Source organism: Amycolatopsis solani (genome assembly GCF_033441515.1).
GTDB classification, from domain to species: domain Bacteria; phylum Actinomycetota; class Actinomycetes; order Mycobacteriales; family Pseudonocardiaceae; genus Amycolatopsis; species Amycolatopsis solani.
In genome coordinates this window covers 1,879,146-1,895,643 of record NZ_JAWQJT010000003.1, presented here as the reverse complement: position 1 = coordinate 1,895,643, position 16,498 = coordinate 1,879,146, and the positions used below count along the sequence as shown (strand labels likewise).

Annotated in this window: 6 protein-coding genes; all 6 read right to left on the bottom strand. The window is 74.0% G+C overall.

All coding sequences use genetic code 11. The features are described from left to right. Positions 1 to 3: 3 nt before the first annotated feature. The 6 genes from SD460_RS41395 to SD460_RS41370 are packed head-to-tail and all read right to left on the bottom strand — an operon-like array spanning position 4 to position 16,415. Positions 4 to 1,455 (bottom strand): serine hydrolase domain-containing protein, encoded by a 1,452-nt coding sequence (locus SD460_RS41395; protein ID WP_318307581.1) that lies wholly within the window; start codon positions 1,453 to 1,455, stop codon positions 4 to 6. Between the two features lie 2 nt (positions 1,456 to 1,457). Beyond that, positions 1,458 to 2,144 carry a glycosyltransferase family protein gene (locus SD460_RS41390; RefSeq protein WP_290057706.1) on the bottom strand — a complete coding sequence of 229 codons (687 nt, stop codon included), beginning with the start codon at positions 2,142 to 2,144 and terminating at the stop codon, positions 1,458 to 1,460. Beyond that, positions 2,141 to 3,352, bottom strand: coding sequence for a cytochrome P450 family protein (locus tag SD460_RS41385; protein WP_318307580.1), 1,212 nt, complete (start codon positions 3,350 to 3,352; stop codon positions 2,141 to 2,143). Before SD460_RS41385 ends, SD460_RS41390 begins: the two co-directional genes overlap by 4 nt. A 1-nt stretch (position 3,353) precedes the next feature. Continuing rightward, positions 3,354 to 4,226: a TauD/TfdA dioxygenase family protein gene (locus SD460_RS41380; RefSeq protein ID WP_290057708.1), complete on the bottom strand. Its 873-nt coding sequence runs from the start codon at positions 4,224 to 4,226 to the stop codon at positions 3,354 to 3,356. Between the two features lie 22 nt (positions 4,227 to 4,248). Beyond that, positions 4,249 to 12,696, bottom strand: a complete 8,448-nt coding sequence (locus SD460_RS41375) for a non-ribosomal peptide synthetase (protein ID WP_290057709.1) — start codon at positions 12,694 to 12,696, stop codon at positions 4,249 to 4,251. Further along, positions 12,693 to 16,415, bottom strand: coding sequence for a non-ribosomal peptide synthetase (locus tag SD460_RS41370; protein WP_290057710.1), 3,723 nt, complete (start codon positions 16,413 to 16,415; stop codon positions 12,693 to 12,695). The genes SD460_RS41375 and SD460_RS41370 overlap by 4 nt, the downstream gene beginning before the upstream one ends. Between the last annotated feature and the right edge of the window lie 83 nt (positions 16,416 to 16,498).

Below are 16,498 nucleotides of genomic sequence, written 5' to 3'. Positions count from 1 at the left end.
GCCTCACCGGGCCGCTCGTGCGTAGAAACCGACCGGCATCGTGACGTCCGCGCTCGACGCCCCGCACTCCAGCATCCACAACGCCGCGGCCGGTCCGAGCTCCCGGCCGAGCACGCCGAGCGCGGCCGGATCCGGGGCCACCGCCCGCGCCTGCGCCACTCCGCGCTCGAAGGCGTCCGGGTCCCAGCCGGACGCGTCCCCGTCGCCGAGGGAACGCGCGCCGCCGGTCAGCGCCGGGACCGGCAGCGGGTCGGGTACGCCGAGCAGGCCATGGGTGCGTTCCCCCACCAGCACTCCCATCCAGCGCGAGCTTTCCGGGGTGGGCCGGGGACCCGTCCACCGGGGGCCGCCGTCCATGTCCGGGAGTTTCGCGGGCGCGCCGGACCGCGCCCAGCGGCCCGCCCAGTCCACGGCCAGGCCCGGGGCGCTGCGGGTGGCGGGGTTGTGGAACCGGGCCATGTCCCACCGGTTGCCGACCGCGACCGCGGCCAGGTCGTGGTGCGGCCAGACCCGCGCCTCCCACCAGAACCCCCACGGGAACGCCGCGGTGTGGCCCCACCACCAGTCCTCGCCCAGGTCCGGATCGGCGAGTTCGAGCGTCAGGCCGGAGAAGGAGCGGACGCCGTGCGGGCTCGGGCGCTCGACCCGCGGGGTCACCATCGCCGCGAGCGTGTCCGGCCCGACCAGGCCGCGGTCGCCGCGGGCGGTGCGCAGCAAGGACTGCAGCAGCCGCGCGAAGTCCGCCGCGCTGGTGTGCATCCCGACGCCGGGGTAGGCCGACGTCCGCAGCGGCGGGCTCGGCACGCACCAGTCGCCGAACGCCATGTACCCGGTCGCTCCACCCGTGCCGTCGATGCTCGTGCCGCTCATCCCGGCCGGCTCGAACACTTCCCGGTGGACGCGGTTGCCGTACGGCTCGCCGGTCACGTGCTCGACCACGCCACCGAGCACCCCGACCCCGAAGCTGGAGTACGTGTAGGGCCCGGGTTCCGTCGTCAGCGGCAGCACCCCGCCGTACTCGACGGCGCGGCCGGTCTCGTGCCGCCGCCGGACGTAGTCGAGGATCGGCTCGGCCGGCGCGGACGGCGCCACGGCGGTGACGATGTCGCTGTAGTAGCCGCCCTGGTGCGCGGCCAGCATGGCGGTGGTGACCGGTGCCGCGTCCGGACCGCGCAGTCCGGCGGGCAGCACGGCGTCGACCGGCGTGTCCAGCCCGACCGCTCCGGACTCGGCCAGCTGCATGAACGCCAGCCCCGTGACGGGTTTGGTGAGCGAACCCGCCGGCGCGACGGTCTCGGCGGTCATCGGCGTGCGCGCGGCCAGGTCGGCGAACCCGGTCGCGGCCGTCCGCAGCTCGGTGCTCGTCGCCACCGCGACGGCCACTCCGGGGGTGCCGGTCACCGCGGCCAGCCGGGGGAGGACGGTGCCGAGCGCCGTCATCACGTCGTCGAGCATGCTCACCCTTCGGTGGTGTTGTAGTTGACGATCTGCTCGACCAGCAGGGCCCGCGCGCCGGTCAGCGGGCTGTCCGCGTCCCGCCGCGCCACGTCCGGCAGCCGGTGGGCCTGGTCCTCGGTGACCGCCACGATGCCCCAGAGCGCGTTGAAGCCCACCGGATCGACCGGCTTCTCCGCGGCGGCCTCGACGGTCACGACGCCGTCCTCGCCGTCCACGGCGAGGGCACCCATCTGCTTCAGGACAGCGGGATCCCGCTCCTTCGCGGCCACCACGCCCCAGCCCGCCGCGTCCGTCAGCCGCAAGGCTTCCCGCAGGCTGCCCACGCTGCTGACGACGATGTCGGGAAGGACGAGCGCGACCGGTCCCCGCGTCATCGGCAAGGCGCAGCGGATCGCGCCGTCGAGCCCGGGTTCGGTGTCGCTGTCCTGGTAGACGAAGACCAGCTGGAGGGTTCCGGCGTAGCGGGCCAGGTACTTCACCGTGTCCAGCTTGTGCGGGCCGAACACGACGACCACCCGCACGGCCACCCCGCTCTTGGCCAGTTCGACCACGGTCTCCAGGCTGCGGTCGAGCACGGTGACCCCGGGGGCCAGGCAGTGCAGCTCCTTCGCGTAGGGCGCGCCGAACCGCGTGCCGAGCCCGGCGCAGGGCAGGATGATCGAGACGTCGGGAGCGGGTGCGCTCATCGCAGCTTCACCTCCAGTGCGACGCGGTGCCGCCCGCGGGGCAGCGGCACCCACGCCGGTTCGGTGACCGGTGTCACCGCGGGAAAGCGGTCGAACAGGCTCCGCAGCGCGATCTCGGCTTCGACCTTCGCCAGTGCGACGCCGAGGCAGAAGTGCGGTCCCCAGCCGAATCCGACGCTGCCCTCACGCCCGCCGTGCTCGGCCTGCCGGCGCACGTCGGCGTGGTGCGGGCAGCCGAACTGGGCCGGATCGCGGTTGGCGGCCCCGAGCACCGCCTGCACCGCGTCGCCCGCCTTGATCTTCACGCCACCCACTTCGAGGTCGGTAGCGGCGTACCGCAGCCGCGCCAGCTGCACCGGGCCGTCGGTGCGGACCAGTTCGCGCACCGCGGCGGGCCACAGCGACGGCTCCGCGCGCAGCAGCTCCCGCTGGGCGGGGTCGCGCATCAGCGCGAGCGCCGCGTTGGACAGCATGTGCGCCATGGTTTCGTGCCCGGCGAGCACCAGGAACACCACGAGCGCCACGATGTCGACGTCGGTGAGGCCGTCCTGGGCGACGACCTCGCTGAGCAGGTCCGCGCGCGGCTCGGCCCGCCGCTGGTCGACGAGCGCATGGCAGTAAGCGAACATTTCGCCCAGCGTCGGCGTGATCCGCGCCGGGTCGCCCTCGACCAGGACCTTTCCCCAGCGGTACCAGTCCTTCCAGTCCGCTTCGGGCACCCCGACCAGTTCGCAGACCACGGCCATGGCCAGCGGGTAGGCGTACTCCTCGAGCAGGTCCACGGGCGCGGGGCCGAGGCCGTCGAGCAGCCCGTCGACGATCTCCTGCACTCGCGGGCGCAGCGTTTCGACGCGGGCCGCGCCGAACGCGTGGCTGATGCCGCGCCGCAGCCGCGTGTGCTCGGCGCCGTCGAGGCTCAGCAGGCTCGCGCGCAGGTACGGCAGGTGCTCCGGGGGTGTGCCCAGCGCGAGGAACATCTCCTCCTGCGCCTGCGCGCCCGGTCCCGGCAGGCCGGTGGGATCGTTGCGCACGGCCGGATCGGACAGCACGGCCCGGACCTCGGCGCTGCCGGTGACGAGCCAGCCTTCTTCGCCGCCGGGCAGCCGCGCCCAGCAGACCGGCGACTCGGCGAGGACGCGGTCGTACCCGCCCATCGGGTCGCCGAGGACGGCCGGATCGCGGACGTCCACCACAGGTTCGGACGACATGTCAGCCTTTCAGCGGGCCGCCGTTGATCGCGACGCGGTTCCCGAAACGGGTGTAGGGGTAGTAGTCGTACGTCGCGTGGTGCTGAACGCAGCGGTTGTCCCAGAACACCAGCGTGTTCGGCTCCCAGCGCACCCGGCAGGCCAGCATCGGCCGGTTCGGCACGACCGAGAACAGCAGGTCGAGCACGGCCTGGCTCTCGTCGCCCGACAGCTGCGGGATCCGCGAGGTGTAGGCCGGGTTGACGTACAGCAGCGGCCGGTCGGTCTCCGGGTGCCGCACGACGACGGGGTGCTCGCTGACCGGGGGCTCGTAGCCGTCGGGGATCTTGTGGCCGCGGAAGGCGTGCGCGCCGTCGTGGATCGCGGTCAGCCCGGCCAGGAGTTCCTTCAGCTTCGGCGAAAGCATGTCGTACGCGAGGTGCATGTTCGCGAACAGCGTGTCGCCGCCGCTGCCCGGCTCGGGCAGCTCCGTGATGTGCAGCATCGAGCCCAGCGACGGCTCCTCGTCGGCGGTGCCGTCGGCGTGCCAGCCGTTGCCGAACACGGTGGCCGCCTCGGGGGCGGTCGCGACCTCGAGGATGTACGGGTTGCCGTGCTCGGGCGGCGGGTTCACCGGGCGCAGCTCGCCGAAGTGCGCGGCCAGGCGCTGGTGGTCGTCCGGCGTGATGTCCTGGTCGCGGAACACCAGCACGTGGTGGTCCAGGAACGCCGTCTTCAGCTCGGTCAGCTGCGCTTCGGTCAGCTCGCGGGTCAGGTCGAGGCCGGTGACCTCGGCGCCGATGACCGGGGTCAGGCCACGCACCGCCAGCGTCCGGTAGTCGCGCGCCGGCCGCGTGGTGATCCGCTTGACGGCTTCGAGTTCGTACTGCTCCATGGTTTCCTTCCTCCTGTGGGTCTCACAGTCCGATGGCCGTGGCTACGGCGGTGACGTGCGGCGGGCGCACGACGCCGTAGTGGGTGGCGGGCAGTTCGCGCCAGTGGCTCGGCTCGGGCAGCAGGGCGCGCCAGCCGTCGCGGCCGGCCACCGGCAGGCCGGGTTCGGGTTCGGCCGCGAGCCAGACGTGGCTGGGGGTCGCGCTCAGCCGCGGCAGCCGGTGCCCGGTCATGCTGCGCAGGTTGGCGCGGCACGCGCGGGCGAGCCGCTGGGCGTGCTCGCCCGCGGCGCCGCCGGAAGCGCCCAGCTCGCGTTCGAACACCGCTTCCAGCTGGACGTCGCTGTAGTCCGCGGCGCTCGCGCCGGGCGCCGGCGGGTCGATGAGGTGCAGGGCCCGGACCGGCTGCCCGGCCGACTCGGCCTCGGCGGCCATGCCGGCCGCGACCCAGGCGCCGAACGACCACCCGGCGAGCCGCAGCGTCCGGTGCGGCACTTTCGCGCGCAGGGCCGCGTAGTAGCGGCGGGCGCGGTCCGCGACGGACCACCCGGGTGGTTCCGGCAGGCCCAGCGCCGGGTCGGCGATCACGCAGACGCCGAGCGCGGGGTCCAGGGCCTCGACGAGCGGGCGGTAGGCGTGCACGTCCCCGCCGACCGGGTGCACGAGGCACACCACTTCCCGGCCCGCTCCTTCCCGCCAGACCTGGACGACGACTTCGCCGCGTTCGCCCGCCTCGGTGAGCTTCGCCAGCAACCCGGCCATCGTCACTTCCGGGCCGAGCCAGGCGAGGTCGAGGTCGACGCCGAAAAGGCGTTTCGCCGAGTCGACGACTTCCAGCAGCGTCAGGGAATCGGCACCCAGGTCGTACAGCGGGACGTCCGGGGCCAGCTCGGCCACGCCCAGCAGCGCGCGTACTTCCTCGGTCAGCTCCGCTTCGGCGTCCCCGGCCGGGTTCGTCGTGACCGGCGTGGTTTCGCGTTCGTGGAACGTGCGCGCGTGCTCGAGGCCGGTCGTCGCGACCAGCAGGTGGGGCAGGCCGGCGTCCAGCGCACGGGCGAAGGTGCGGCGGCCTTCCTCAGCGCTCATGCCGACCGTCAGGTGTGCTTGGTGGCGGGCGTCGGTTTCCAGCGCGGTGACGGCCATGCCGGTGTCACGCCAGACGTCCCAGGCGATCGAGAGGCGGGCCGTCGGGCCGTCGCGGTGGGCGAGCGCGTCGAGGAAGCCGTTGGCGGCGGCGTAGTCCAGCTGGCCGACCCCGCCGAACCGGGCCGACAGCGACGAGCAGTAGACGACGTAGGCGGGCTCGTCGCGGGCGGCGAGCTGTTCGGTGAGCAGCGCGCCGGCGAGCTTGACGGCTTGCGTGCCCTCGCCGCGGGTGGCGATCAGGCCGCCGTCCGGGGTCCCGGCCGCGTGCACGATCCCGGCCAGGGGACCGGGGATCTCGTCGGCGGTGACGGTCGTGAGGTCGGCGGCGAGCAGGTCGACGCGGTCCGCCCACGGTTCGAGCGCCGCGGGCAGGCGGGGGTGGCGCGCCAGCAGGATGACCCGGCCGGTGGTGCGGGACAGCAGTTCTTCGGCGACGGCGGTGCCGATGCCGCCGGTGCCGCCGAGGACGAGGTGGGTGCCGTCGGTCGCGAGGGGCTCGCCGGCCTGGACGGGGGCGTCGTCCGGCGTCCACCAGAACCCGGCCCGCAGCGCGACCCGCGGGGGCGGGGTCGGCCCGGTGAGGAGGTCGGCCAGCGGGTCCAGATCCGGGGTGGGGAGGTCGACCCAGTGCCCGGGGATCCCGCTCTCCTGCGGGCCGACGGCGCTCACCCCGGCGAGCAGCCCGGCCTCGGGGCGGGTGACGGCGGTGTTCGCGGGCACGGCGCCGGCGGAGACCCACCACGTCCTGAGTGGACGGTCGTGGGCCGCGCGCAGGAGTGCGGCCGGGGTGTCGAGGCAGGCCCACTTCGCTTGGCGCACCGACGATGCGCCGAGGGGGCCGGTGATGCCGAGGGGCAGGGTGTGGAGCCAGTCGACGCCGATGCCGGGCAGGGCGTCGAGGACCTGGCGGAGGGAGGCGGTGTCGGCGAGGTCGGCTTCGAACGCGTCGGGACCGAGGCGGGCGAAGCGCTCGGCAGCGCGGACCCGGACGACGCGGGAGTAAACGGCGTCGAGTGCGGCCGACGGGCCCTCGCCGGAGATGACGAGGACGCGGTCGGTCCGGGCCGCTTTCGCCGTCCGGCGCAGGCGGATCCAGGTCGGTTGCCGCAGCCATTCGGCTTCGGGCAGCCGCGTGACGGCGGCCGGCCGCGGGAAGTCGAAGTCCCGGGCGGCGAAGGCGGGCGGCGGGAAGTCCCACGGCGCGGGCGCGACCGCGTGCCCCCAGTCGACGTCGCCGCCGCTCAACCACCCCCGCGCCACCTCGGAAGCGCCACTTTCACGTGAAAGCTCCGCCTCGGACGCCGCACTTTCACGTGAAAGTGCGGCGTCCGGGACCTCTTGGGGTTCGGCCGTGCGCAGCCAGGTGGCGGCCGTGGACGCGTCTTCGCAGGCCGCGGCCAGGCGCCAGCGGCCCGCGGGACGGGACTGCAGGTGCCGCAGGACGTCCACATAGGACTCCGGGTGGGCGGACAGGTAGTCGGCCACCCGGGACGCGTCGATCCGCAACGCCGTGGCGCTGCGCGCCGAAAGCACCAAGCACCGCACGGGTTCCGGGCGCTCGGGCGACGGCGTGCGAGCGGACTCCAGGACGACGTGGACGTTGGTGCCGCCGATGCCGAAGCTGCTCACCCCGGCCACCCGGGGTCCCACCGGCCACGGCTCGGCCTGGGTCGGCACCCGGAACGGACCCAGGTCCAGCGCCGGGTTGGGCGCCCGGAAGTCCACCGTCGGCGGGAGCACGCCGTGGTGCACGGCCAGGGTCGCGCGGATCAGGCCCACCACCCCGGCGGCCGCGCCCAGGTGACCGAGCTGGCTCTTCACCGACGACAACGCGCACGCCGACGCCTCGGGCATGGCTTCGCGCAGGGCCGCGACCTCGATCGGGTCGCCGAGCCGCGTGCCCGTGCCGTGCGTCTCGACGTACCCGACGTCGGCGCCGGAGCGCCCGGCCCGCCGCAACGCGGCCCGGATCGCCTCCCGCTGCCCGGCCGGGGACGGCGCGCTGTAGCTCTGCTTCACCGCGCCGTCGTTGGTCAGCGCCGAACCCGTGAGCACGGCGTACACCGTGTCCCCGTCCCGGCGCGCCGCCGAAAGCGGCTTCAGCACCACGACGCCGACGCCGCTCGCGCCGACCGTGCCGTCCGCGTCGTCGCTGAACGGGCGGCAGTGGCCGTCCGCGGAAAAGATGTGCTGCGGCCGGTACCGGTAGCCGTCGGCCAAGGTCGTGTCGACGAGCACTCCGCCCGCCAGCATCACGTCCGCCTCACCACCGCGCAGCATCCCGGCGGCGAGGTGGACGGCGGCCAGCGAACTCGAACACGCCGTCTGGGTCGTCAGCGCCGGGCCGGTCAGGTCGAGGTGGTAGGCGACCTTGGTGGCCAGGAAGTCCTTCTCGTGGTGCAGGGCGAGCTGGAAGCCGTCCGGCAGCGCGGCCGGGTCGGCCTCCCGCAGCAGCTGCTGGAAGTAGGTGTTCTCGCCGCAGCCCGCGATGAGCCCGGTCCGCTCCGGCCGGGCGATCCCGGCGTGGGAAAGGGCTTCGACGCACGCCATCAGCAGCTGCCGTTGCTGCGGGTCCATCAGCGCCGCGTCGCGGTGGCTGATGCCGAAGTGCTCCGGGGCGAACGCCAGCGGCCCGGCCAGGATGCTGCGCGCGCCGACCAGGCCGTCGGCGGCCGGGAACTCCTCGATGCCCCGGCGGCCCGACACGACCAGGTCCCAGAACGCGGCCAGGTCCGGTGCGCCGGGCAGCCGCACCGCCATGCCGATGACCGCCACCGGCTCGCCGGTCACGGCTTCGGAGGAGGTCCGGGTCGCGGCCGTGCCGGCTTCGACGTGCCGGGTCAGGTCCCGGAGGGTGACGTGCTCGAACAGGTCGGCCGCGGTGAAGCGGTACCCCGCTTCGGCGCAGCGCAGGTGGAACCGCATCAGCGAGAGACTGGTGGCGCCCGCGGCGAAGAACGTCTCGTCGGGCCCGATCGGCACCCCGGTCACCTCGGCGAACAACGCGGCCAGCTCGCTCGACGGCGGCACCGGCGTCCGGTGCAGATCCGCTCCCGGCGTGCCCGCGGCGGCGTCCCGGTCGAGCTTGCCGCTGGGCGTGCGCGGCAGGGCGTCGACGACGCGGAAGCGGTCGACCCGCGCGTGCGGCGGCAGCAACGGCTTCACGAACTCCGCCAGTTCCGAAGCGGTCGGCGTCCGGCGGCATTCCAGGACCGCGGTCAGCCGGCCGGCTTCGGCGGTGACCACCGCGTTGACGACGTCGGGGTGCCGCAGCAGCGCGGCTTCGACCTGCCCGAGCTCGAGGCGGTGCCCGCTGAGCTTCACCTGCCGGTCCGCCCGGCCGTCGAAGTGCAGCAAGCCGGCGCGGTCGAAGTGCGCGAGGTCGCCGCTGCGGTAGTACAGCTCGGGCAGCTCGGCGAACTTCTCCGGCGCCGCGTCCCCGAGGTAGCAGCGGTTGGCCGCGAGACCGCCGATGAGCAGCTCGCCCACCTGTCCCGGTGGCAACGGCGCACCCGACGCGCCGGCGACGCGCAGCACCGCGTTCGCCACCGGACGGCCGATCGCGGGCCGCTCGGGCCAGCCCGCCGGATCGCCGTCGAGCGTCAGCGCGCTGACGACGTGCGTTTCGGTCGGGCCGTAGTGGTTGTGCAGGCGCGCGCCGGGCAGTCCGGCGAACCAGCGGCGGATCGCCGGCGTGCACACCAGCTGCTCGCCGGCGGTGACCACGTCCCGCAGCCGCGACGGGTACTCCCCGAGCCGGACGCCGTGCTCGGCGAGCAGCTGCAGGGCGACGTAGGGCAGGAAGATCCGTTCGATCCCGGCGGTTTCCAGCTGCGCCAGCAGCGCCGGGACGTCGTGGCGCCACTCCGGCCGGACCAGGTGCAGCCGGCCGCCGCCGCAGAGCGTGGTGAAGATTTCCTGGAACGACACGTCGAACGACAGCATCGAGAACTGCTGGGTCGCCGCGGGCGGCAGGTCCTGCCACTGCAGCAGGTTCGCCAGCGTGCGGTCCGGGACGCGCACGCCCTTGGGGACGCCGGTCGAGCCCGAGGTGAACAGCGTGTAGAGCGGCCGTCCGGCGTGCCGGGCGGGGACGTCGGGCACCGGGCCGCCGGTCAGCGTCACGACCCGCTGTTCGACGTCGGTTTCGAAGGTCTCACCCGGCGCGAGCAGGACACAGCGTGGCCGGGCCCGGTCGAGCATGTCGCGCAGCAACGCCGGCGGGTACGCGGGATCCAGCGGCACGGCCGTGATGTTCAGCCGCGCGAGGGCGAGCAGCGCGACGACGTGCTCGGCCGACGGCCGGAAGTACAGCGCGATGCCGGTGGCGTCGCCGGGCAGGGTGGCCGCGAGCCGGGCCGCGTGCGCGTCCAGTTCCGCGTAGGTCAGGGTGGTTTCGCCGGTCAGCGCCGGGGCGTCCGGTGTCCGGGCGACCTGCCGCGCGAAGCCGTCCGCGACGGTCTCCCACGTCAGTCCGGCTTCGATGCCGCGGCCGTGGTCACGGTGGTCCGGAGTCCGGGCGTCACCGTGCAGGGCGCGGTCGAAGACCTCGCCGAGGGTGGCCGCCTCGGCTTCGGTGAAGTGGCCTTCGCCGTACTCCCACAGGCAGTCGAAGCCGTCGGTGCGTTCCACGACCGACAGCGTGAGCGCGCACTTCGCCTCGGCCGCTTCGATCCACTGTGGACTGATCGAGCAGCCGGGCCGCCGCAGCGCCTCGAACTCGGTGTTCTCCAGGACGAACAGGTAGTCGAAGGCCGCGTAACCCGGGTCCAGGTCGGCGAAGGCGACGTCTTGGTCATCCAGTGCCGCGCCCGATGCCTCGCCGAGCCGGCGGAGCTGGCGGTCCAGGTCTTCGTCCGGGTCCACCGTGAGGGGCACCCGCACGGTGTTGGCGAACATTCCGACGCCGTCTTCGAATTTCCGCACCGGCCGGTTCGCGACGGGAGCGGCGATCCGCGGCCGCGTTCGCCCGGTCACCGCGTAGAGGCTCCAGGCGAACACGCCGAGCAGGAGCTGGAACCGCGTCAGGCCCAGCTCGGCGGCCCATTCGTCGACGCGCTCGCGGTCGATGCGGGTCGTGTGCAGCCGCCCGGCCAGCGACGCTTCGCCGAGCGGCTCGGCGTCGTCGGCGCGTCCGGTCAGCTGGGCGCGGTAGCCGGGCGAGGCGAACCAGCGGGCTTGCCAGGCGGCGAAGTCGAACGGCGTGTGCGCGTCCGGTCGGGGTGGCGCGCCGGACAGCTCCCGGAACAGGACGTTGAGCGACCAGCCGTCGACCGCGATGTGGTGCAGGCACAGCAGGAACGTGCCGTCCGGCCGCCAGGCGGCCCGCAGCAGCCGGCCTGAGGCCAGGTCGAACGGCGCCGTGAAGAAGTCCTCGCCCGGCTCGGTCCACGGGTCGTACGCGGCTTTCTTCACCTGCCGGAGGCCGTCGGGGGTGGCCTCGAACGCCGTGCGCAACGCCGGATGCCGCTCGACCAGGCCCCGCACGTCCCGCCGCAGCGCCTCGAGGTCCGGGTCACCGGTGACTTCGAACGCGAGCGGCACGTGGTACGCCGTGGACGCGGGATTTCGTTGCTGCAGCAGCCAAAGCCGCTGCTGTTCGCTGGTGGCCGGCGCGGTCGCCGCGGTGGTCGGCGCGCCCGGCTCGGGGTAGGCCGCCTGGCCCGCCGCCGAGACGGCCGCGGCGAGGTCGGCGAAGGTCCCGCGCTGCACGACCGAAGGCGCCAGGTCCGCACCCCAGCGTTCCCGGAGCGCGAACCGCAGTCGCAGCGCCTTGAGCGAGTCGCCACCGGACCGCAGCCACGTGTCGCCGGGACGGAGGTCCGGCACGTGGAGGGTCTGCGTGACGACGGCCAGGACTTCGCGCTCCCACGCCGTCGCGTCGCCACCGCCGTCCGGCCGCCACGCCGGGAAACCGCCGTTCAGGAGCGCGGCTTCGTCGACCTTGCCGTTGGCGTTGCGGGGCAGCTCGCCGACGCGGAACACGTGGTGCGGGCGCATGTACGACGGCACGGTCTCGGCCAGGTGCGCTTCGAAGGCGTCGAAGGACAGCTCGCCGGTGACGACGAAGGCGAGCAGTTCGGCGGTGGCCGCGCGGCGCACGGCCACGTGCGCCTGCCGGATCTCGGGGTGGCCCAGAAGCCGCTGTTCCAGTTCGCCCGGTTCGATCCGGAAGCCGCGGACCTTCACCTGCCGGTCGGTGCGCCCGGCGTAGGCGTAACGCCCGCCCGGCAGCACGCGGACCAGGTCGCCGGTGCGGTAGTAGCGGGCGCGGCCCTCGTCCAGCCACGGCAGCCGGACGAACTTCTGCCCGGTCTCCGCGGGCAGGCCGCGGTAGCCGAGGGCGACCCCGGCGCCGGACAGGTACAGCTCGGCGACCTCGCCTTCGGCCGCCACGCGCTCGTCCGGCGTCACCGCGACCGCGCCGGTGCCCGGCAGCGGACGGCCGATCGGCACGACCTCGGCGTCGAAGCCGCGCGGAATGGCGTAGCTGAGCGCGAACGTCGTCGTTTCGGTCGGGCCGTAGCCGTTCTGGAGCCGCGTCGGCGAGTCCGGGTTGTCCCGGTACCAGCGGCGGATCAGCGGGGCGTTGAGCTGCTCGCCGCCGATGACGACCCGGCGCACGGTGGCGAAGCTGCCCGGCACGGTTTCGGCGACCGCGTTGAACAGCGTCGCGGTCACGAACATCGTGTCGACGCGGTCCCGGACCAGCGCGTCGGCGAACGCCCGCGGGTCGCGGACCGTGTCGTCGTCGAGGATCACGCACGTGCCGCCGGTCAGCAGCGGCACCCACACCTCGAAGCTGATCGCGTCGAACGCGGGGTTGGCCAGGCAGGCGAACCGCGTGCCGTGGTCGAGCCAGCCGGGTTCGGCGAGTCGCAGGACACCCGCGTCGCGGACCTCGACGCCCTTGGGCCGTCCCGTCGTGCCGGAGGTGTAGAAGAGGAAGGACGCCGGCGCGGGCTGCGCCGGGGTCCCCACTTCGGCCGGTGCTGCCTCGGGCAGCTCGTCTTCGATCACCGCGACCGCACCGGCATCGGCGAGGATGACTTCGCGGCGCGCGGGCGGGCTCTGGCGGTCCAGCGGCACGACCTGGCCGCCGAGGCGCAGCACGCCCAGCATGGCCTGGATCAGCTCCAGCGAGCGCGGCAAGCCGACGGCGACCGCGTCACCCGGGCGGACTCCGTTGCGCGACAACGCTTCCGCGACGGCGGCGGCTCCCGCGTTCAGCTCGGCGTAGGTCAGGCTGCGGTCGCCGTCGGACACGGCGAGGGCGTCCGGGTGCCGCAGGGCCCGGTCGTGGATCCGGCCGGCGATCGACGTCATCGGGCCGCCAGTTCGGCCGAGATGAGCTTCGCGACCAGCGGCAGCGCGTCGCTTTCCAGCATGTCCCAGTGCCCGCAGTCCGCGGGGACCACCTCGAACTCGCCGCGGGCGCGGCGGCGCCAGAACTCCACCGTGCCGGGTACCGGGTCCTCGCCGACGGCCTGGACGAACACCACCCGGGCCGCCGACTCGCCCGGGTCGTGTTCGCGCGCGGTCAGCCGGTTGTGGTTGTACGTGCGGTGGTAGCGCTCGATCTGCGCGTCCTCGATCCCGGGGTACATCCCGTTGAACCGCACCAGCTTCTCGCGGAACTCGGCGGCCGGAACGGGCTCGATCGCGGCCTTCGCGGCCGGGTCGTCGGTGGCCGCCGTGTCGAGCAGGACCACGCTGACCTGCTGCTTTTCGGCCAGCCGCCGCCCCATCTCGTAGGCGACGAGGCCGCCGTAGGAGAGTCCACAAAGGACCAAGGCTTCACCGGGTTTCGGGTCGACGAGCCGCAGGTACTCCTCGGCCATCGCCTCGACGCTCGGCAGCGGCTCCTCGCCGGGATCGAGCCCGGGGGACTGGATGCCGAGCACGCCGGCGTCCTCGGGCAGCAGGGCGCTGAGCGGCAGGTAGCAGAACGCCGTGCCGCCCGCCGGGTGCACGCAGACGACGCGGGCCTGCCCGGCGCCGCGGCGGAACTCGATGAGACTGCCGCCGCCCGCCGGGCGGTCCGCGCGCAGCAGCGCGGCTTGGGCTTCGATGGTCGGGTGCACGATGACGTCGCGGATCGGCAGCTCGCGGCCGAACTCGGCGCCGATCGCGTGCGCCAGCTTGATCGCCGAGATCGACGTGCCGCCGACGTCGAAGAAGTCGTCGGAGACGCCGATCGCGGGGTGCAGCAGCAGGTCCCGCCAGATCCGCAGCAGGGCCAGCTCGACGTGGTCGCGCGGGGCGGCGGTGTTGACGGCGGCGGGCGCGCTCGCGCGGGCGTGCGCCAGCACGGCGTCGCGGTCGAGCTTGCCGCTGCGGCTCAGCGGCAGCCGCTCGAACTCGGCGAACACCGACGGGATCATGTAGTCCGGCAGCCGGTCGGCCAGCGCGGCCCGCCACTCGTGCGGAGTCCGGCTTTCGCCCGCGATCCCGGCGACGAGCCGGGGTTCGCCTTCGCGGTCCACGAGCACCGCGGCCTCCCGGACGCCGGGGACGGCCAGCAGCGCGGCCGTCACCTCGCCGGGTTCGATGCGGAAGCCGCGCAGCTTGATCTGGTCGTCGCGGCGGCCGGCGTACTCGGCTTCGCCGCCGGGGAGCCAGCGCGCCAGGTCACCGGTGCGGTACATGCGCTCGCCCGGCACGAACGGATCCGCCACGAACCGCTCGGCGGTCAGGTCCGGCCGGTGCAGGTAGCCGCGTGCCAAGCAGTCACCGGCCAGGAACACTTCACCGGCCACGCCCGGCGGCACCGGGCGCAAGCGCTCGTCCAGCAGGTACAGCCGTGATCCGGGCAGTGGGCGCCCGATCGGGGCCGGGCGGTCGAGCGGCTGCGGATCCAAGTGCGCGGTGGCGTACAGGGTGGCCTCGGTCGGTCCGTAGCCGAAGCAGATCCGCAGGCCGGGCAAGGCGGCGGCGAACCGGGCGAGTGCGGCTTCCGGTAGTGGTTCGACGCCGGTGAGGACCTGCCGCAGCGCGAGCCCGGCCACCCGCTTTGGGTCTTCGTCGATCCAGCGGACGTAGGCCGGGGGCAGGAACGCCTGCACCACTTGGTGTTCCCGCAGCCACGCCATCAGCGCCGCGGGATCGGGTCGGACGTCCTCGGGCACGACGTGCAGCACGGCCCCGGTCGTCAAGGGAAGCAGGAGTTCGTGCACGGAGGCGTCGAAGCCGATGCTCGACCACGCCGACGTCGCCTCGCCGGGTGTCGCGCCGAAGCGGTCGAGCCACTGGTCGAACAGGGCGAGGACGCTGTGGTGGGTCACGGCGACGCCCTTCGGCCGTCCCGTCGAGCCGGAGGTGTAGATGACGTACGCCGTTTCGCGGGGGTCGGTGGCGACCGGTCTCCGGATCTCGTCGCCCGACACGGTTTTCACGTCGTCGAGCACCAGGACCGGGCGCGCGTCCTCGATCATCGCCGCCTGCCGCGCCGCGGGCTGGGCCGGGTCGAGCGGGAGGTAGGCGGCGCCGGTTTTCAGCACGCCCAGCACGGAAACCACCAGATCGGCCGACCGCCCGCTCCGGATGGCGACGACCTCGCCCGGCTTGGCACCCCGGCGGCGCAGGCCGTTCGCCAGCCTCGTGGCGCGGCGGTCCAGCTCGCCGTAGCTGAGGGTCCGGTCGTCGCAGACGAGCGCGGGAGCGTCCGGGGTGGCGTCGGCGTGGGCGGTGAACCGCTCGACGAGGCCACCGGGCCGCCGGCGCGGCTCGGGGCCGGTGCTCCAGGCGGTGAGGATTTCGCGGCGCTCGGCGTCGTCGAGCAGCTCGTAGTCCGTGACGTCGGCTTCGGGGCGGGCGGCCAGCTGGTCGAGCAGCCGCACGAGGTACCGGACGTACCGCTCGGCGGTGCCGCGGTCGAAGAGGGCGACGGCGTAGTCGAGGTGCCCGAGGACGTCGTCGTGCTCGTCGGCGAGGCCGAGCGCGAGGTCGAACTTCGCGGGGGCGTGCTCGACGTCGAGCGGCTCGGCCGCGACACCCGGCAGCTCGAGGACGTCGTGCAGGGTCGGCACCCAGGCGAACATCGTCTGGAACAGCGGGGTGTGCGCCGGGCTGCGCGGCGGGTTCACCAGCTCGACGACCCGTTCGAACGGCAGCTCGACGTGGTCGATCGCGCCCCGCAGGGACGCGCGGACCTGCTTGAGCAGGGCGGCCCCGGTGGGTGCGCCGCCCAGCTCGGCGCGCACGGCGAGGGTGTTGACGAAGAACCCGAGCGTGTCGGGGTGTTCACCGCCGGCCCCGCGGTTCGCGGTCGGCACGCCGACAACGATGTCATCCTGCGCGGAAAGCCGGGAAAGCAAGATGAACCAACAGGTCAGGATGGTGGAGTAGAGCGTGACCCCGTGCTCGCGCGCGACGGCTTTCACTCGCGCGGTGAGCTCCGGCCCGAGCGCGACGGGCACCTGCGCACCGCGGAAGTCCTGCCGCGCCGGACGCGGCCGGTCGGCGGGCAGCTCCAGCACGGGAGTCACGCCGTCGAGCCGCTCCCGCCAGTACGCCTCGTGCGGCGCCGGGCCGTCACCGGCCAGCCAGTCCTGCTGCGCTTGGGCGTGCTCGCGGTACGGCCGCGCAGGCGGCAGAGCGGTCGTCGCGCCGTAGAGGAGCCCCAGCTCGCGCAGCAGAAGCGTGCGGGACCACCCGTCGAAGACGACGTGGTGGACGGTGATCACCAGGACGTGTCGTTCGTCGGACTCGACGAGCAGTTGGGCCCGGGCCAGCGGAGCACGCGAGAGGTCGAACGGCTCGCTCGGCCCGGCCACCTCGTCCGGCCGTTCGGTGATGACGCAGGGAAACCCGTGACCGGCGGGTTCGACGATTTGCACGGGCCGCCCGTCCTCGACGACGATCCGGGTCCGCAGCGCTTCGTGCCGATCGGCGAGAGCGTCGAAGGCCCGCTGCAGCGCTTCGCGGTCCAGGGGGCCCCGCAGGGTGAAGGCCATGGTCTCGTTGTAGGCCGAGCCGGCCCCATCCAGCTGGGAGACGGTCCAAAGGCGCTGCTGACCGGAAGACAGCGGTGCGGACACTCGCATCGGAGGACGGCCTTTCCGGGCAGGGCGGGCGAACCGGTACCGCTTTGTGCCGTCGCAGCCGAGGTCGGGGAAACGCTCTCTGT

Excerpts from the sequence above, each read along its gene's own strand:
- SD460_RS41380 (WP_290057708.1), bottom strand. The coding sequence starts at position 4,226 with ATGGAGCAGTACGAACTCGAAGCCGTCAAGCGGATCACCACGCGGCCG.
- SD460_RS41375 (WP_290057709.1), bottom strand. The coding sequence starts at position 12,696 with ATGACGTCGATCGCCGGCCGGATCCACGACCGGGCCCTGCGGCACCCG.
- SD460_RS41390 (WP_290057706.1), bottom strand. The coding sequence starts at position 2,144 with ATGAGCGCACCCGCTCCCGACGTCTCGATCATCCTGCCCTGCGCCGGG.
- SD460_RS41395 (WP_318307581.1), bottom strand. The coding sequence starts at position 1,455 with ATGCTCGACGACGTGATGACGGCGCTCGGCACCGTCCTCCCCCGGCTG.
- SD460_RS41370 (WP_290057710.1), bottom strand. The coding sequence starts at position 16,415 with ATGCGAGTGTCCGCACCGCTGTCTTCCGGTCAGCAGCGCCTTTGGACC.
- SD460_RS41385 (WP_318307580.1), bottom strand. The coding sequence starts at position 3,352 with ATGTCGTCCGAACCTGTGGTGGACGTCCGCGATCCGGCCGTCCTCGGC.